Genomic DNA, 18,303 nt, shown 5'->3' with positions numbered 1-18,303 from the left:
CAAATGTCCCGCTCACCGCACTGTCGGCGAACTGTGAACACATTGTTCGTTAGGCTGACGGGATAAGTTACCGAATCGATACATGAGTTGCCACCTCGTAACCGCTGACGTGGATGACATCCGGAAGGCCCCGACTGCATGACCGAGACTGTGCCCGAAGACCGACAACAGCTGGTCGAGGCAACCCCCGGGCGGGTCCGCTCAGTCATCAACCGCAGCAGAATTGTCAACCGCAGCAGAATTGTCAACCGCAGTCGAATGATCGATCTGGCGATCATGGTGATCTTCGTCCTCGCTGCGGTGTGGGTGATGTCGAACCTCTGGCGCAATCTGGAATCCGGATACCTGGTCAATGCCGGCCGCGACCAGTCCATGTGGGAATGGTTCTTCGCCGATACGGCTCACGCTCTCTCGCAGTTCCGCACGCCGTTGTACAGCGATCTGCTGAACTACCCGCTCGGCGTGAATCTGATGGCCAACACCGCGATGTTCGGCATCAGCATGCCGCTGGCGCCGCTCACGCTGATCTTCGGTCCGACACCGGCGTACGCGATCGGGTTGACGCTAGGCCTCGCTGGTACCGCAATTGCCTGGTACTGGACCTTCTCCCGTCACGTACTGACCGGCGATTCCCTCCGCATCAAATTTGCAGCCGCAGTCGGTGGCGCATTCTGCGGATTTGCCCCGGCCATGATCTCGCACGCCAACGGGCACCCGAACTTTGTCGGCTTCTTCGTAATTCCGTTCATTTTCATGCAGGTCATCCGCGTTTCACGTGGAACCAAGCCGGTCCGGGACGGCATCATCCTGGGACTGCTGATGGCCTGGCAGATCTTCCTCGGCGAAGAACCGCTTCTCATCTTCACGATGTCCGCGCTCGTGTTCGGCGCGGCCTACGCGTGCTCGGATCTCACTAAAGCGCGAGCCGCGATCCGGCGCAGCTTGCCCGGCCTGGCCGTCGGCGCGATCGTGTCCATTCTCATCACGGCAATTCCGCTGTACTCACAGTTCTTCGGCCCCGCCAGCTACGACGGCGTCGGCCACGGTCAAGCCGGAGCCGACTTTGGGGCATTCACCACCCTTCCGACCGAATCAGTGGGCGGTGACTCGAACGGCGCCGAGTTCCGCATGAACCCCACCGAGGAAAACTCGTACTTCGGCTGGCCGATCGTCATGCTGATCCTCGGCGGAACCGTGTGGATGTGGAAGAACAAGCTCGTTCGTGCCGGCGCCGCTGTCATCGTCTTCATGGGCGTGCTGTCGCTGGGATCCGAGCTTGTGTACAACGGCGATCACACCGGCATCACCTTGCCATGGAAGTTCCTGGCGCACTTGCCCCTGTTCGAGTCGGTTCTGGAATCCCGCTTCGCGATGGGTGCGATTCCCGCCATCGGACTGCTTCTGACACTCGGCACGTATCGCGCGCTGGTGGAGATCCGAGATCCTCGCGTCCCTCGCCGCATCGTGCCCGGAGCCTGGTTGATCGTGTTGGCGATCGCATCGGTTGTTCTCATTCCGACGCGCATCGATACCGTCGAACGCCCCGCCACTCCCGAGTTCATCACCAGCGGATCGTGGGAGCAGTACGTCAGCGACGGCTCTCTTGTATCGGTGCCCGTATCCAACGGAGAAGAAGTGCGTGCCATGCAGTGGCAGGTCGACTCCGATTTTGCATTCCCGATCGCCGGCGGCTACTTCGTCGGCCCGCATTCGATCACCCGCGGCGGCATCTACGGAGCCGAGTCACGTCCCACCTCGTCACTCTTGGTGAAGACCAAGGAAACCGGCCAGATCCCTGCCATCGACGCAACTACCCGCGCCAATGCACTGACAGATCTCCAGTTCTGGCACGCCGACGTCCTCGTGCTCCCCAAAGCTGACGACGACAACGCCCTGCGCCAGACTGTCAACGATTTGGTGGGCTTCGACGCCAAGCCTGTCGACGACGTCTGGGTGTGGGATGTTCGGAGCCTCGTGAACGGAAAAACCACCAACTAGTTACCGAGTCAGAATCAGCGGTCCGTCCGCGGTGATCGCCACGGTGTGTTCACTGTGGGCGGCTCGTGCGCCGGTCAACGTCCGCAGTGTCCAGCCGTCGGAGTCATGGCGATATTCGTCGGTACCGTCGGCGATGAGCATCGGTTCGATAGCTATGACAAGGCCGGGTCGAAGTCGCAGGCCTTTGCCGACGCGACCTTCATTGGCAACGTGGGGGTCCTCGTGCATCTCGCGCCCGATGCCGTGACCTCCGTGATCGGCGAGCATCCCGTACCCGAGACTGCGGGCGTGATTTCCGATCGCGGCACCGATGTCTCCTAATCGATTTCCGGGCACCGCGGCCGCAATGCCCAGTGCCAGAGCCTGATCGGTGGCGTCGATCAATGCCTGATCCTCGCGTCGCCCTTGCCCGACAACGAAGCTGATAGCCGAGTCGCCGCACCACCCGTCGAGTTTCGCTCCGCCGTCGATGCTGACAAGATCACCATTCTTCAGTCGATATGCGTCCGGAATGCCGTGCACGACAGCATCATTGACGCTGGCGCAGATGACACCGGGAAACGGCGATGCCCCGTGGGGCGCGTAGTTGAGGAACACCGGCGATGCTCCCGCCCCGGCGATGACGTCTGCGGCGATCGCATCCAACTCGAGTAGCGTCACGCCGACGCGAGCATTTTCTCGCACCGCCGCCAAAGCGTCCGCAACGATCTTGCCTGCGGCCGCCATTGCATCGATCTCTCTTGCGGTTTTCAGTTCCACCATCGCGAAGCACCATCCCTTGTTCGAATAACTATACCGGTATTACTATAGGCACATGGTGCGTGTGCCGTTGACGGCGGAAGAACTCGAACGAGGACAGCGACTGGGCGAACTCCTGCGCACTGCACGCGGCGACCGGAGCATGGTCCAGGTGGCACTTGATGCCGGAATATCCGTGGAGACCTTGCGCAAGATCGAGACAGGCCGCATCGCGACACCGGCCTTCTTCACTATCAGCGCAGTTGCCGAAGTGTTGGGCATTTCACTCGACACGCTCGCCAAGACACTCGAAACGCCGCAATTGCGAGAAAAAGCCGCATCCTGAGTCCATCTCTCAGGATGTGACGGGCGATACTCGCCTAACATCGTTCCTTGTGCCGTCTGAAGTAGTAGTACCCCCGAAACCTCTCCCGCCTGGTCCCGAAACTCCACACGAGTCGGACGCCCACCGGGTCCGGACGGCACGACTCATCGCGATAGTCACCGGCCTCCTGGGACTGATCCTGGCTCTCGCAACCCCGTTTCTTCCGGTCAAGCAGGAAGCAGCGAGCATCAACTGGCCGCAAGACGGCACGCTCAACAGCGTCTCGGCGCCGCTCATCTCGTACTCGCCGACGGCACTGGACATCACCATCCCGTGCTCCACCATCGGTCAACTGGGCGAAAGCGGCGGCACGCTGGTCTCGACCATGCCGAACGGTGCGCCGGACCACGATGCGCGAGGACTTACGGTCCGAACTACCGCTGACAGCCTCGAAGCACTGACCCGCGATTCACTCCTGATCTCGGCGCCGCTCGATCAACTCAGCGGATGCACCGCGATCACGATCACCAGCGACTACCAACAGACCGTCGCCTCCGTGACCGGAACCGATCGGGCCCCGGTCACTCTCACCGGCGACTACCGCCCCCAGGTCGTCGGAATCTTCACCGACCTACAGGGCGCTGCTCCAGCCGGCCTGTCCGTCCACATGGACGTCGACTCCCGGTTCTCGTCCAGTCCCACACTGATCAAACTGTTCGCGATGATCGTGGCGGCACTGTCCACCATCGTTTCGCTGTACGCGCTGCATCGGATCGACGGCGTCGACGGCCGCCGCGCCCGCCGCTTCCTTCCGTCACGCTGGTGGAAATTCACCGGCATCGACGGCGTGGTGATCGGAACCCTGCTGCTGTGGCATGTGTTCGGCGCCAACACTTCTGACGACGGTTACCTGCTTGGTATGGCGCGGGTTTCGGAGCATTCCGGATACATGGCCAACTACTTCCGGTGGTTCGGTGTACCCGAGGCCCCGTTCGGTTGGTACTACGACGTCCTCGCGACGCTCGCGAAGGTCAGCACTGCCAGCATGTGGATGCGCTTGCCCGCGTTGATCGCCGGGATCCTGTGCTGGATGGTGATCAGCCGCGAGGTCATTCCGAGGCTCGGAGTTGCGGTGCGCCGCAACAAGGTTGCCATCTGGACCGGCGGGCTTGTGTTCTTGGCGTTCTGGTTGCCGTACAACAACGGCCTGCGCCCCGAACCGATCATTGCCCTCGGCGCTCTACTGACGTGGTGCTCCATCGAGCGCGCTATCGCCACGGGTCGATTACTCCCAGCGGCTATGGCAGTTCTGATTGCCGCATTCTCCCTCGCTGCCGGTCCGTCGGGACTGATCGCGATCGGCGCACTGCTGGCCGGGGCACGTCCCATCGTGAAAATCCTGGTGGCCCGGGGCAAACGAGTGGGATTCTTCTCCCAGATCATGCCGATCCTTGCGGCGGGCACCGTAGTGCTCGTTGCTGTTTTTGCCGATCAAACTTTGGCGACGGTACTCGAATCAACAAGGGTGAGAACGGCTATCGGACCCAACGTTCCGTGGTTCGAAGAGCGCGTCCGCTGGGACGCATTGATGACCATCTCTCCGGACGGCTCGTTGGCCCGTCGATTCGGCATGTTCGTCATGCTCCTCGGACTCGTCTTCTGCGTCATGATGATCCTGCGTAAGGGCCGCATTCCCGGAACCGCGATCGGACCGTCCCGGCGCATCCTCGGCATCGTGTTCGCGTCGTTGCTCCTCATGCAGTTCACACCGACGAAGTGGACTCACCACTTCGGTGTGTACGCCGGTCTGGCCGCGACAGTGGCGGTGCTGGCGGCGGTCGGTGTGAGTGCGTCGAGCATGCGCTCCAAACGGAACCGAGCACTTTTTGCGGCCGGAATCCTGTTCATTCTCGCGCTGGCGTTCACCAGTTCCAACGGCTGGTGGTACGTCTCGAGTTACGGCGTCCCGTGGTGGGACAAGCCGCCGTCCATCGCCGGCAAGGGCTTCTCCACCGGATTCCTCGGCCTGACGATTCTCGCTCTGTTGTTGGCGGCCTGGTACCACGTCCGTGAACCCCTCCAGAACGGAAAGAACGACAACAACGGCAAGACCGCCCGGTTACTTGCCGCTTCACCTTTGACGATCGCAGCCGCTGCCGTCGTATTGTTCGAGGTGTTGTCCCTGCTCAAGGGCGCGGTCGCGCAGTATCCGGCGTATTCGATCGGCAAGTCCAACATCGAATCCGTCTTCGGTGGATCGTGCGGCTTGGCCGGCGAAGTTCTGGTCGAATCCGATCCCAATGCCGGTCTGCTCACGCTGATCGACCGGCCTACGGATCTCCAAGGCGGAGGCGCCTTCGGAGCAAGTGACGCCGTCGGGTTCCGGCCCAACGGCGTGGCGAGCGATCTCACCGCCGACGCCGAGGACAAAACTGCGGGCAGCGCCAACAGCCTCGACACCACCGACACATCCACCACATCGAACCCCGGCACCGGAGCGGGAACCGCGGGTGGTGCGGCGTCCGGGGCCGGAATCAACGGCAGCGATGTCGCTCTCCCGTTCGGCCTCGATCCGGCGACCACACCGGTCCTGGGTAGTTACGGCGCTTCGCAGTCGGCCTCGCTCACAACGGGTTGGTACGGCTTGCCCGAACGTAGTGACGCGGCACCCGTGCTGACGATCGCCGCCGCCGGACGCATCCGTTACGTGAACTCCGACGGCATCGTCACACCCGGCGCGGTACTTCAGGTCGAATACGGCCGGAAACAGCCCGACGGCAGCGTCACTTCTCTGGGACACGTCGATCCGATCGACATCGGTCCGTCACCGTCGTGGCGCAACCTGCGGGTCCCGATGGATCAACTTCCCGGCGACGCCGACACCGTGCGTCTGGTCGCCAGTGACACCGACATCGGCGGCAAGCAGTGGGTTGCGGTCACCCCACCACGGGTTTCCACGATGCGGACGCTCCAGGACGTCGTCGGATCCACCGATCCGGTACTGATGGACTGGGCTGTGGGCTTGGCGTTCCCGTGCCAGCGGCCGGTAGACCACCTCTACGGCGTGGCCGAGGTCCCCAACTGGCGCATCCTGCCCGACCGTATCGGCGCGGAATCCACCAACGCGTGGGAAGACCACCTCGGCGGCGGACCGCTGGGATGGACCAGCCAACTGCTCGCGGCGACGACACTTCCGACGTATCTGAACAACGACTGGGATCGCGATTGGGGTTCACTCGAGCAGTACACGCCGCTCGATCCCACTGCAGTCCCAGCACAGTTGGACGTGACCACGGAAACGCGTTCCGGCACCTGGACTCCCGGACCGATTCGGAATCAGTCGTAACTATCGCCTGTCCGTAGCTGTTGGATGCAGCCAATGCTGTGACGCGTGGACCTACTAATCCCACGGGCGCGTAGGTCCACGCGTCACGCTCGCATACCATCGGTAGCCGTGCCCGACGTCGTAACAGTGTCACCCGTAGCTCCGAGTTCGCCGCCGCCATCCCGTCCGGATGCCCGCGAACTCTTCCGGCGAACCCGATTGGTTGCGATTGTCGCCGGCCTCATCGGGTTCTTCCTGGCGCTGGCTACGCCGCTGCTGCCGGTTACCCAAACGACAGCGGCGGTCAATTGGCCGCAGAACGGCGTCATCGGCGATGTCGAGGCGCCGCTGATGGCCCAGGTCCCCATCGACGTCAACGCATCGATCCCCTGCAGCAGCGTCGGATCCTTGCCTGAAGGCGGCGGCATCCTTCTCTCGACTGCGCCCGCTCAGGGTGCCGGCGCGGCACTCAGTTCCATGTTCGTCCGGGTATCCGCTACCAACGTCGACGTATTGGACCGCAATGTAGTGGTGGCGTCGGCTACGCGCGAGGACGTCGAATCGGGTCGATGCACCTCCATCACCTTCAACTCCGACATCAATCGGACAGCTGCCGAATTTGTCGGACTCACCTACCCCGACGGCAATCCGCTTCGCGGGCAACTCGACGGCGACTTCCGGCCCCAGGTCGTCGGCGTCTTCAGCGATCTGCCCGACGGCGCAGCGCCCGAAGGCCTCGGCTTCTCGATGACAGTCGACTCACGATTCTCCTCGAGCCCGACGACGCTCAAGCTCGTCGCCATGATCACCGCAGCCATCTCGACCATCATCGCGCTGGTTGCGCTCGCAAAACTCGACGGCACCGACGGCCGCACCCACCGACGCTTCTTCCCCGCGCGCTGGTGGAAGTTCTCCGGTCTCGACGGCGTCGTAGTCGGAACCTTGGTGCTGTGGCATTTCATCGGCGCCAACACCGCCGACGACGGTTACCTTCTCACCATGGCCCGGGTCGCCCCCGACGCCGGATACATGGCCAACTACTTCCGTTGGTTCGGTGTCCCCGAGGCCCCGTTCGGTTGGTACTACGACGTTTTGACCGCGATGGCCCAGGTTTCGACGGCCAGCCCGTTCATGCGCCTGCCGGCATTGATCGCCGGAATCCTGTGCTGGATGGTCATCAGCCGTGAAGTTGTTCCCCGGCTCGGACGCGCCGTCCGCCGGAGCAACGTCGCTCTGTGGACGGGCGGCATGGTCTTCCTCGCGTTCTGGCTCGCCTACAACAACGGCCTGCGCCCCGAACCGATCGTTGCACTCGGCGCACTGTTGACGTGGTGCTCCATCGAGCGCGCCATCGCCACCGGCCGGTTGTTCCCGGCCGCCATCGCAGTTTTGGTCGGAGCCTTCACCTTGGCTGCCGCGCCCACCGGATTGATGTGTATCGCAGCGCTTCTCGCCGGCGCTCGCCCGCTGATCCGCATCGTCGTCAAGCGTCACCGCGAAGTCGGCACCGCAGCTCTGCTCGCACCGATCATGGCAGCGGGCACCATCGTGCTCGTTGTCATCTTCGCGGATCAAACCCTGGCCGGTGTCCTCGAAGCCACCCGCGTCCGCACCATCATCGGACCGAACCTCGAGTGGTACAAGGACTTCCTGCGGTACTACTACCTCTTCGTCGAGACCGTCGACGGTTCCGTGGCTCGCCGCTTCGCGTTCCTGACGATGATCCTGTGCCTGTTCACCACACTCTTCGTGATGCTGCGTCGCGGCCGCGTTCCCGGTGCTGCGACGGGTCCGTCCTGGCGCCTCGTGGGAGTCGTCTTCGGCACCATCTTCTTGATGATGTTCAACCCCACCAAGTGGACTCACCACTTCGGTGCGTATGCGGGCATCGCCGGTTCCCTCGCAGCCCTGACGGCTGTCGCGGTTTCCGCGACTGCTCTGCGGTCGCGTCGTAACCGCTCGGTGTTCGTTGCCGGGCTCCTGCTGATGTTGGCGTTGACGTTTGCCGGCATCAACGGCTACTGGTACGTCTCGAGTTATGGCGTGCCGTGGTTCGACAAGACGGTGTCCTTCAACGGCCGCGAGTCCAACACTCTCTTCCTCGGGCTCTTCGCTCTCGCACTGGCAGTGGCGGCGTGGCAGTACTTGCGCGAAGGATTCGCGCCGGCACCCGAGAAGCCGAACACCGTCAAGGGCAAGCGCATTCGCAAGTTCGCGGCAGCACCACTCACCGTGATCGCCGGCCTGATGGTCCTTTTTGCAGTGCTCTCACTCCTCAAGGGCGCAATCTCGCAGTACCCGGCATACTCCTTGGGTCGCAGCAACATCGAAGCCCTCGCCGGAAAAACCTGTGGCATGGCTGACGACGTTCTCGTAGAGACCGACGTCAACTCCGGAAACCTTCGGGTCATCCCCACCCCCGAGGCCAATGCCGAGGATCCCCTGTCCGGCGCCTCTGCGAAGGGCTTCTCCGCCAATGGAGTTCCCACCGATCTGACTGCCGATTACATCGAAGTCAAACAGGGCATGGGCAACACCGACAACCAGAGCGTCGGCCCCAGCTTCGTGACTGGATCAGGTGCGGGTACCAGCGGCGGCACCGGCAACGTCGGCGCCAACGGCAGCACCGCCAAGCTTCCCTTCGGCCTCGACCCGGCGGTTACTCCCATCATGGGCAGCTACCAGACCGGAGTCCAAGAGCCCGCCTCACTCACCTCGAGCTGGTACCAATTACCTGCTCGCAGTGAACAATCGCCCCTCGTCGTCATGTCGGTCGCCGGGCGTGTCTGGTCCGTCGACATCACCGGCGCAGTCACCTACGGACAATCCCTGTTGGTCGAGTACGGCAAGACTCAGTCCGACGGAACCGTCGCGGCGCAGGGCACGTACCTGCCTCGCGATATCGGGCCGGCCCCGTCGTGGCGCAATGTTCGGATCCCCATCGACGAACTTTCCGCCGACGCCGACGCCGTCCGGGTGGTCGCATTCGATCCCAACCTGACGGGCGATCAGTGGATGGCGTTCACGCCGCCGCGTGTCCCCAAGCTCGAGTCCCTGAACTCGTACCTCGGTACCGAGCAGCCGGTCCTCCTGGACTGGGCTGTGGGCCTTCAGTTCCCGTGCCAGCGCCCGTTCTCGCATCTGAACGGTGTTGCCGAGATGCCGAACTTCCGGATCCTTCCGGACCGCCCCTTGGCCGTGAGCTCCACCGATACCTGGCAGTCCGCGGACAACGGCGGCCCCCTCGGATTCACCGAGGTACTCGCCAGTGCCACCACTGTCCCGACGTTCCTGAAGGACGACTGGTCCCGCGACTGGGGCTCACTCGAGCGCTACGACCGCTTCTTCCCGAATGCCACTGCGGCAGTTGTGGACACCGGCACCGCCACCCGCTCGGGTAGCTGGATTCCGGGCGAGATGCGGGTGCACTAGTCAGGCCGGTACTGCTCGGGTGCGTTTGACGGAGACGGCTGATACCGCACCGACGACGACAACGCACCCGAGTAGCTGCATAACGCTGGGCCGCTCACCGACGAGGAGAACTGCCAGAAAGACGGCGAGTACCGGTTGCATGAGTAGGAGTGTCGCTCCGACTTCGGCGGAAAGCCGCGGGAGCGAACGGCCCATCAACACCCAGCCGAATACTTGACCGACGAGAGCCAGCGCGACGAGCCAGAAGAACGCTTCCCAGCCCGGAACAAAATCGATCCGCCCCCACAGTGATCCGATCATGGAACCGGCAATACCCGCCGAGATCGTGGAGATCAATACCTGACTAGCGGCTCGATCCGACGCCCCGGTGAAGCCGACCATGAATATGTATCCGCCGTAAGCGATTCCGGAGACCAGGGACAACACTGTTCCCCAAATCAGGTCCGGTCCCGCGACCCCGCCACCGATCACACCGCCGGCAAGGGCAATGCCTCCGAACAGGAACGGCAATGCGAACAGGAATCGCCGCGGAACCCGATTGCCGAGTATCAACCACGACAGCGCCGGTACCACGATTACCTGCACATTCACGACGACGCTCGCGATGCCCGCACCAATCATCAGGATGGACTGCGACCACAGTGCGAAGTCCACGCCGAGCAGTATTCCGCCGAACAATTGCAGGATCACTGCCCTGAGGGTGGGCATGCCCACCCTGCGGCATTCATGCCACGCCATCCAGGCAAGAGGAGGCAGCGCGAGGAAACAGCGAAAGAAGACAGCCGTCGACGGTCCGACATCGGCGAGTTTGATCAGTATCGAACTGACGGAAATCGCTGCGGCACCGGCAATGACCAGCACTCGAGGGTCGATGCGTGCCTGAGCAATTCCGGCGGGGTTGGGTGTTCCGGTAGTCGTACCGGTCAAAGACGTCACTACGACAATGTTCCTATTGCTAACTATTCAGCACAAGCGAATATTCACACCGATTATTCAGTAGCATTGCTACTGTGTTGAATCTCGAAAGACTACGCGCGCTGCATGCTGTCGCGGAGACCGGATCAGTGGCTGCTGCCGCCCGCGACCTGCACGTCACTCCTTCGGGCATTTCTCAGCAGTTGAACAAACTCGAACGCGAGGTCGGAGTGCCACTACTCGCACCGCAAGGCCGCGGTGTGCGCCTCACGGAAGCAGGATGGGTGCTCGCGCGCCGAACCGGTGAGGTCCTCTCGGTACTTGCCCAGGCCGAAGCTGAAATCGCCTCTCTGCAGAGCGAAGTGACGGGTCGACTACGCGTCGGCGCATTGGTGTCCCCCAGTCGAACCGTGCTGCCGCGAGCAATCGCCGAGATCAAACAAAATCATCCCCGACTCGAGATCACGTTCCACGAAGGCGAATCCGAAGAACTCCTACCGGCCCTGATCCGCCGCGACCTGGACATCGTCGTAGTGGACAGTTGGAGTACCGCTCCCGTCGAACTGCCCGACGGGATTTCGTTCATCCCCGTACACGACGATGTGGCGGTCGTCGCACTTCCCGCGTCACATCCATTGGCCGACAACAAGATCGTCGCACTCAGCGATCTGTCCGATCAAGCCTGGGCCACCTGGACGCCGGGCACGGACTTCCACGCCTTCACCGTGAGAATGCTGCGCGCTCAAGGATTCGATCCTCGCATCGAATACGAGGTCGCCGAATTTCCCGCGCAGGTAGAGTTTGTCGCCCAAGGACTTGCCGTCGCGCTGATTCCACGGCTTGCGAAAGTTGTACCGCCAGAAGGCGTCCGAATGCTCGACACGATTCCGCCACTGGGACGCAGCATCTACCTGGCCTGGCGAACCGACAGTGATCGACCGGCTGTGCGGGCAGCAGTCGAAGCGCTGCGCCGCCAGTTCGACGCGCTCGACGGTCAGCCGCTCAATCCCTGAGCGGCTGACCGGAGCAAAGCAACTAAATGACAGTTACAGCGGGACCAAGTTGTGCTTACGCGGGTTCTTGTGAACCGCCTTGTCCTTCAACAACTTCAGGGCCTTACGGATCTGGAGGCGAGTCTCCGACGGAGCGATGACCGCATCGATGTATCCGCGCTCAGCCGCGATGTACGGCGTCGCGACAAACTCGTTGTAGAAGTTGATCAACTGCGCGCGGACTGCAGGCGCGTTCTCGCCGGCCTCGGCCAACTGACGACGGCCCATGATGTTGACGGCGCCCTCGGCGCCCATCACGGCGATACGAGCGGTGGGCCAGGCCAGGTTGATGTCGGCGCCGAGCTGCTTGCAGCCCATGACGGCGTAGCCGCCGCCGTACGACTTACGAACCACCACAGTCACCTTGGGCACGGTGGCTTCGATGTACGAGAAGAGAAAACGCCCGCCACGCTTGATGACGCCGACCTTTTCCTGCTCGACGCCCGGCAGGAAGCCGGGTGTGTCGACAACGAACACGAGCGGGATGCTGAATGCGTCGCACAGCCGAACGAAGTGCGCAGCCTTATCGGAACTGGCCGCATCAAGCGCGCCACTGAGGTACGTGGGCTGGTTTGCCACAACCCCGACGGGCAGTCCGTCGACACGGGAGAACCCGGTGATGATGTTGTGCGCGACCTGGGCACCGATTTCATGGAAGGTGCCGTCGTCGAAGATCCGCAAAATGATGTCGTGCATGTCGTAGCCGGCATTGTCGGCGTCGGGCATGAACGCATCGAGCTCGAGGTCCGACTCGGTCATCTCGGGTTCGAGACCCGGGTTGATCGCGGGGGCCTTCTCCCGGCAGGAGGAAGGCATGAAGCTCAAGTACTCGCGCACCCAGTCGAAAGCAGCCTTCTCGTCGGGAGCGACGTGATGGATGTTTCCGTATTCGGCCTGCTTACGAGCACCACCGAGATCGTCGAGGCTGACCTCTTCGCCGGTCACCGACTTGATGACGTCGGGACCCGTGACAAACATGTAGGACTCTTCGGTGGCGACCACGACGTCGGTGTTGATCGGCGCGTACACCGCTCCACCGGCGCACTTGCCGAGAATCACCGAGATCTGAGGGCACAGTCCCGACAACGGCTCCTGGCGCGACCCCATATTGGCGTACCACGCCAGCGAGGAGACTGCGTCCTGGATTCGAGCTCCACCGGAATCGTTGATACCGACGACCGGGCAACCCACCTTGAGCGCAAAGTCGTTGACAGCCGCGACCTTACGGCCGAACATCTCGCCCGCAGCACCGCCGAACACGGTCTGATCGTGTGCGAACACGGCGACGGGACGCCCGTCGACCGTTCCGTGGCCGGTCATGACGCCGTCGCTGTACGGGTTACCTTCACCCGCCATCTTGACCAAGGCGCCGATCTCGATGAAACTGCCCGGATCGAGCAGCATGTCGATGCGCTGGCGCGGCGTGCTGTGGCCGGCGGCGTCACGCTTGGCAATGGCCCGGGCCGAGCCGGGTTCCTTTGCCTGTTCCAGCTTTTCGCGGAGTTCAGCAAGCTTCTCCGCGGTGGTCGTCGTCACTTCTGAACTCCGGTTTCCGCTGTCTCGATCTGGGCCAGCTTTTTGGTGAGGTCTGCCGCAACCTTCGCGATGTACGGCTCGTCGACGATCTGCAGGTGGTCCCCGCCGATGTAGACGACCTCGAGGTTCTTCACGTAGCTGCCCCAACCGCCGTCTGCCTTACGCGTCTTGAACGCAGGCTCGAGGGTCATGAGTTCATCGTGATACTTGTCCGCCATGTAGATCACGACGTCGCCGTCGTAGTTCTTGAAATCGGCAGTCTGGATGGCGCGATTGTCCAGGAACGATGTCCGCTGGTGCTCGATGATGCCGCCGGGAATCTTGACGCCGCTCATCTTGATCATGTCCATCAGGAACTGCATCTGGTCTTCATCGGATTCGATCTCGGCCAGAACATCCACGGGCAGTGGAACATCCAGGTTGTAGGTGCGCTTCGCGAAGGCTCCGTACCGCTCCCAACGCTTGCGGCGCTCCTCCGTGGTGTCGGGGACGTCCTCGCCGGCCATGACAGTGTCGAGCATCCCGACCACCCGCACGTCAGCACCCTGCTCCCGCAGAATGGTTGCAACCGCATAGGCCAGCACGCCACCGAGCGACCAGCCACACAGCACGTACGGTCCGTCGCCCTGAATTTCACGGAGCAACGGAATGTACTCTTCTGCACGCTTTTCGATAGCACCTTCGGCTCGCTCGAAACCGTACATCGGCGTACCGGCAGGCAACCGCTTGAGCAACGGTTCGTACGCGACGGTCGATCCACCGGCGGGGTGGAATACGAATACCGGTACGGCAGTGGACCCTTCGGGGCGGCCACGCAAGACGCGTACGACGCCGTCGATCTTGCCCGCGTCCTCGAGGTACTGACGCACGACGTCGGCAAGCTCTTCGATCGTGGCGGAATTACGGACGTCGTCTACGGTAACTTCGCCGCCGGCACGCTCGGAAAGGCGAACCGCCAACTTCCCGGCCATTTCGTCGTCGACAACCGGCAGGGTGTTGAAGATGCCCTTGGCCGACTTACCGGTGACTACGGCCCACGTCGCAAACGTCAAGCGCTCGGCCGCATCTCGCGGCGGAACATCGGATCCCGCATCGTCGGCAGTACCCGCACGCGACGGATCAGACGGAACCGGAGCAGTAGGAGCATCGGCAACCGGCGCCGGCATCTCAGCCAACGGTTCCACCGACACGGCTTCGTCGTCAGCAGCATCTGCAGCCAACTTCTCGGCCGCCTGCTTGTCCGCCATCTCCTGAACTTCTTCGCGGTTCTCGATCGCGTAGCGCAGGTACTTGTTGACCTCGAGCAGGCTTGCATCCTTGACGGCCTGCAACTGCAACTGCGGAATGTCGAACTCGTACTCGACGCGGTTCTTGATACGCATCGCCATCAGCGAGTCCAAGCCCAGTTCGATGAGCGGAACCTCGGCCGGCAGATCCTCCGGCGAGTACCCCATCGATTCGGCGACAACGATCTTGAGGCGATCGTCGAGGCTCTGCGAACCGTTGGGATCCCACTTGTCTCCGGCGTCTTCGACGACCTCGGTCAAGGCTTCCATCGCGCCCGTGGACCGCACCGGTACGGCTACGACAAGTTCCGGCAAAGCCTCACCCGCGGTGACGACGGCGTCGAGCAGCAACCGGAAGTTGCCACCTTCACGTGCATGCACCTGCAACGACGCACCACCGGGATGCGGGTTCAACGTGGTGGTCAACGTTGAAGCAGCAGCGATATCGCCCTGTGGAACAGCTGCGGTAAGCGTCACGTCCGAAAGGACCTGCGCGGCAGCGGCAGTCACGAGAGCATTCAGATCACCGGCAACTGCGGCGTCGACCTCCCACACGTGGCGGCCGTCAGGCAGTGCAACGTGCGAACCCGGAACGCGGGATGCCCCACCGGCACTGACACGAATGTCGAGCCAGTACGGCTTACGCAGGAAAGCGGTACGCGGCAAGACCGCGAATTCGCCTGCCGGAAGCAGAGACTCGAGATTCACGGCGTGACCGTGCACGTAGAGCTGAGCCAAAGCCGCCAGAACGCCGGCCGGCTCGTCTTCTTTACGCTTGAGCGTCTGGATGAGCGCCATGTCGTGCAGACCGGCATCAAATGCCGTCGCAGCCACCGACATCAATGTCACCGGGTTGGGAGCGAGCTCCACAAACGTGGTGTGCCCGTTGGCAACTGCAAGCCGTACGGCGTTGGTGAAGTAAACGCTGTGGCGCAGACCCTTGACCCAGTACGCCTCCTGATGGATCGGCTCGTGGCCGGCCCGGTAGAAGGTTTCCTTGTCGACGGACGAGTAGACACCCAGCTTCAACGTGCCCGGTTCGATACCGGCCAACTCGGCAGCGAGTTCGCCGAGCAGCGGATCAACCTGCGACGTATGGCTTGCGCCCTTGGTCTGCAGGACGCGAGCCATCTTTCCGTCGGCCTCGGCTGCGGCAACGATCGCTTCGATGTCAGGCTGCGGTCCACCGATCACCGTGTGCGTCGGAGCTGCGTAGACGCACACCTCGAGCTTGGGGTACGTGGGAAGCAGTGCTTCGATCTCGGATGCACTGTACTCGAGGAGAGCCATCAGGCGGATGTCATCGCCGACCAAGCCGCTCTCGGCCTCACCCATCAGACGTGAACGCGAACAGATAACGCGCACAGCATCTTCGAGGTTCAAGCCACCTGAAATATAGGCCGCGGCAGCCTCGCCCATCGAGTGGGGAACAACCGCTTCGGCGTCGGCGCCGTGATGACGCAGCAGTGCCGCCAAACCGACCTGGATGGTGAAGATAGCTACCTGAGCAGTTTCGACGTTGTACTCGAGCGAATCGTCGAGGAACATCTCGGCCACCGAGTAACCGGCTTCGTCCTGGATCAGCGCATCGACCTCGTCGACGGCTGCCTTGAACACCGAATTTTCCGTGTACAGCTGCTTGGCCATTTTGCGATGCTGCGAGCCGAAGCCCGAGAACACCCACACCGCGCCCTTGGGCGACGGCGAATCAGCCGAAAATACTCCGGGAGCAGGCTTTGCGGCGGCAATGGCACGCAATGCGCTGATTGCCTCGGAACGAGTCGTGGCAACGACAGCCGCACGCGAGCGACCGTGGTTGCGACGCGAGAGTGCGCGCGCAACATCGGCAAGCGGCGTCGTGCTGCCGGCCTCGGTTTCGAGCCAGTCGGCCAGATCCGCAGCGGCGCGGCGGCGACGCGACGGCAGTGCGCCGGAAACTGCGAGCACAACGGCCTGGTCCGCGGCGGCGTCGGCCGGAATCCCCATCGACTCGGCAGCCTCGGCAAGAACACCGGCGGCTTCCGTCTCGACATCGAGATCCGCGTCGGCGGTAGCAGGCACGTATTCACGAACAACGACGTGCGCATTGGTTCCACCGAAACCGAATCCGGAAACACCCGCAACAGCCTTGCCGGTGTACCGCGGCCAGTCCGTCGTCTCCGACGTCACCTGAAGGTGAGCCTTGTCGAAATCGATGTGCGGGTTGGGGCCCAGGTAGTTGATGGTCGCAGGAATCTTGTTTTCCTGCATCGCCAGGACGACCTTGATCAGGCCGGCAGCACCGGCTGCGGCCTCGAGGTGTCCGAAGTTGGTTTTTGCGCTACCGAGCAGTGCCGGCTTGTCGTCGTCGCGACCTCGACCTACTACGCGGCTGAGAGCGTCGGCCTCGATGGGATCCCCGAGATCGGTGCCCGTGCCGTGCGCCTCGATGTAGTCGACGGTGCTCGGCAGGATGCCGGCGTCGCGGTAAGCGAAGCGCAACACGTCGGCCTGAGCATCGGGGTTGGGAGCGAGGAGACCGTTGGAGCGGCCGTCCTGGTTGATGGCTGTTCCGGCGATCACTGCCAGGATGGAATCGCCGTCACGCTCGGCGTCCTCCACACGCTTGAGCGCAACCAGTCCGCCGCCTTCGGAACGCACGATGCCCTCGGCCTCAGCCGAGAACGCGCGCAGTTTGCCGTCGGGTGCGAGCATGCCGATCTGATCGAAACCGAGGGTTCCGGCCGGAGCCAGCAGCATGTTGATACCACCGGCAAGAGCGATATCGGAGTCGCCGCTACGCAGCGAGCGCACCGCCTCGTGCACCGCGACCAGCGAGGACGAGCACGCGGTGTCCAGGGCAATGGACGGTCCGCGAAAATCGAAGAAGTACGAGACCCGGTTCGCGATGACAGCCGTCGACGTACCGGTCAATGCGTACGGATGCGCATTCGGATCGCTGACAGCGAGCAGCTGGTAATCGTTGGCGGAACTGCCGATGAAGACACCGACCTGCTTGCCCTTGAGTCCGCTGGCGGGGATGCGCGCATGCTCGAGCGCTTCCCACGCCAATTCGAGTGCGAGACGTTGCTGCGGATCGACGTTGACAACCTCGAGCGGAGACATCGCGAAGAACTCCGCGTCGAATCCCTTGACGTCGTCGAGGTAACCGCCCTTGGTGTGAGCCTTCTCGATCGCCGCCTTGATCGCGGGATCGGACATGAACTCGACCCAACGATCCTCAGGCAGGTCGCTGATGCCGTCGCGGCCCGCGGCGAGCATGTCCCACATATCCGAGGGGGTGTGCCCGGCGCCGGGGAAACGCGTCGACATGCCGACGATCGCGATGTCATGAGCATCCGTCGCGGCACCTGACGCGTAGTACGACGCGTCAATAGTCTCCTCGGGCGCTTCGGGCTCACCCTCGATGATCCGGGTAGCCAGCGAGGCGATGGTCGGATGTTGATACGCAACCGTCGCGGTCAGCGTGATGCCGAGCAGATCTTCGATGTCGCCGCTCAAGGCAACCGCATCGCGAGATGCGAGCCCGAACTCTTCCATCGGCCGATCGTCGGTGATCAATGCCACGGGCTGACCCGTAGCGTTGGCAATCCAGTTGCGCAGCCACTCACGTAGCTGCGAAACACTCATGTCGACGCCGTTCACGCTGGAGTCGACTGTATTGCCCTGCGTACCATCTTGTTCAACCATCAACTC

General features: G+C 62.8%; 9 protein-coding genes. 5 read left to right on the top strand and 4 right to left on the bottom strand.

Features of this window, described 5'->3' with window-relative positions; translation table 11 throughout:
* The first annotated feature begins 138 nt into the window (after positions 1–138).
* A complete protein-coding gene (locus BDB13_RS05425; RefSeq protein ID WP_094270744.1) occupies positions 139–1,998 on the top strand; it encodes a DUF6541 family protein in 1,860 nt (619 codons plus the stop codon).
* Here BDB13_RS05425 and map read toward each other — a convergent pair whose 3' ends face one another.
* The gene (gene map, locus BDB13_RS05420; RefSeq protein WP_094270743.1) at positions 1,999–2,760 is read right to left on the bottom strand and encodes a type I methionyl aminopeptidase; all 762 of its coding nucleotides are present in this window, start codon (positions 2,758–2,760) and stop codon (positions 1,999–2,001) included. It abuts the gene before it with no gap.
* Between the two features lie 52 nt (positions 2,761–2,812).
* On the opposite strand from map, the gene BDB13_RS05415 reads away from it, so the two are divergent.
* From BDB13_RS05415 to BDB13_RS05405, 3 genes are all read left to right on the top strand, one after another.
* Positions 2,813–3,082, top strand: a complete 270-nt coding sequence (locus BDB13_RS05415; protein WP_094270742.1) for a helix-turn-helix domain-containing protein — start codon at positions 2,813–2,815, stop codon at positions 3,080–3,082.
* A 49-nt stretch (positions 3,083–3,131) separates the two neighbouring features.
* Positions 3,132–6,407, top strand: a complete 3,276-nt coding sequence (locus BDB13_RS05410) for an arabinosyltransferase domain-containing protein (protein ID WP_094270741.1) — start codon at positions 3,132–3,134, stop codon at positions 6,405–6,407.
* A 108-nt stretch (positions 6,408–6,515) separates the two neighbouring features.
* Positions 6,516–9,818: an arabinosyltransferase domain-containing protein gene (locus BDB13_RS05405; RefSeq protein ID WP_094270740.1), complete on the top strand. Its 3,303-nt coding sequence runs from the start codon at positions 6,516–6,518 to the stop codon at positions 9,816–9,818.
* Here the strand turns inward: BDB13_RS05405 and BDB13_RS05400 are convergent, their stop codons facing one another.
* A complete protein-coding gene (locus BDB13_RS05400) occupies positions 9,819–10,754 on the bottom strand; it encodes a DMT family transporter (protein WP_094270739.1) in 936 nt (311 codons plus the stop codon).
* Positions 10,755–10,828: 74 nt separating this feature from the next.
* Here BDB13_RS05400 and BDB13_RS05395 point away from each other — a divergent pair, with 74 nt between their 5' ends.
* Positions 10,829–11,746, top strand: a complete 918-nt coding sequence (locus BDB13_RS05395) for a LysR family transcriptional regulator (RefSeq protein WP_094270738.1) — start codon at positions 10,829–10,831, stop codon at positions 11,744–11,746.
* Between the two features lie 33 nt (positions 11,747–11,779).
* Here BDB13_RS05395 and BDB13_RS05390 read toward each other — a convergent pair whose 3' ends face one another.
* Together BDB13_RS05390 and pks13 are read right to left on the bottom strand one after the other, a co-directional pair.
* Complete coding sequence (locus tag BDB13_RS05390) at positions 11,780–13,321, bottom strand: acyl-CoA carboxylase subunit beta (protein WP_094270737.1); 1,542 nt, start codon at positions 13,319–13,321, stop codon at positions 11,780–11,782.
* Positions 13,318–18,297, bottom strand: a complete 4,980-nt coding sequence (gene pks13 / locus BDB13_RS05385; protein WP_094270736.1) for a polyketide synthase Pks13 — start codon at positions 18,295–18,297, stop codon at positions 13,318–13,320. The genes BDB13_RS05390 and pks13 overlap by 4 nt, the downstream gene beginning before the upstream one ends.
* Positions 18,298–18,303: the final 6 nt, after the last annotated feature.

This window comes from Rhodococcus sp. OK302 (assembly GCF_002245895.1).
In the GTDB taxonomy this organism is placed as follows: domain Bacteria; phylum Actinomycetota; class Actinomycetes; order Mycobacteriales; family Mycobacteriaceae; genus Rhodococcus_F.
This window is presented reverse-complemented; position numbering and strand designations above follow the sequence as displayed.

Excerpts from the sequence above, each read along its gene's own strand:
- BDB13_RS05415 (WP_094270742.1), top strand. The coding sequence starts at position 2,813 with ATGGTGCGTGTGCCGTTGACGGCGGAAGAACTCGAACGAGGACAGCGA.
- pks13 (WP_094270736.1), bottom strand. The coding sequence starts at position 18,297 with ATGGTTGAACAAGATGGTACGCAGGGCAATACAGTCGACTCCAGCGTG.
- map (WP_094270743.1), bottom strand. The coding sequence starts at position 2,760 with ATGGTGGAACTGAAAACCGCAAGAGAGATCGATGCAATGGCGGCCGCA.
- BDB13_RS05425 (WP_094270744.1), top strand. The coding sequence starts at position 139 with ATGACCGAGACTGTGCCCGAAGACCGACAACAGCTGGTCGAGGCAACC.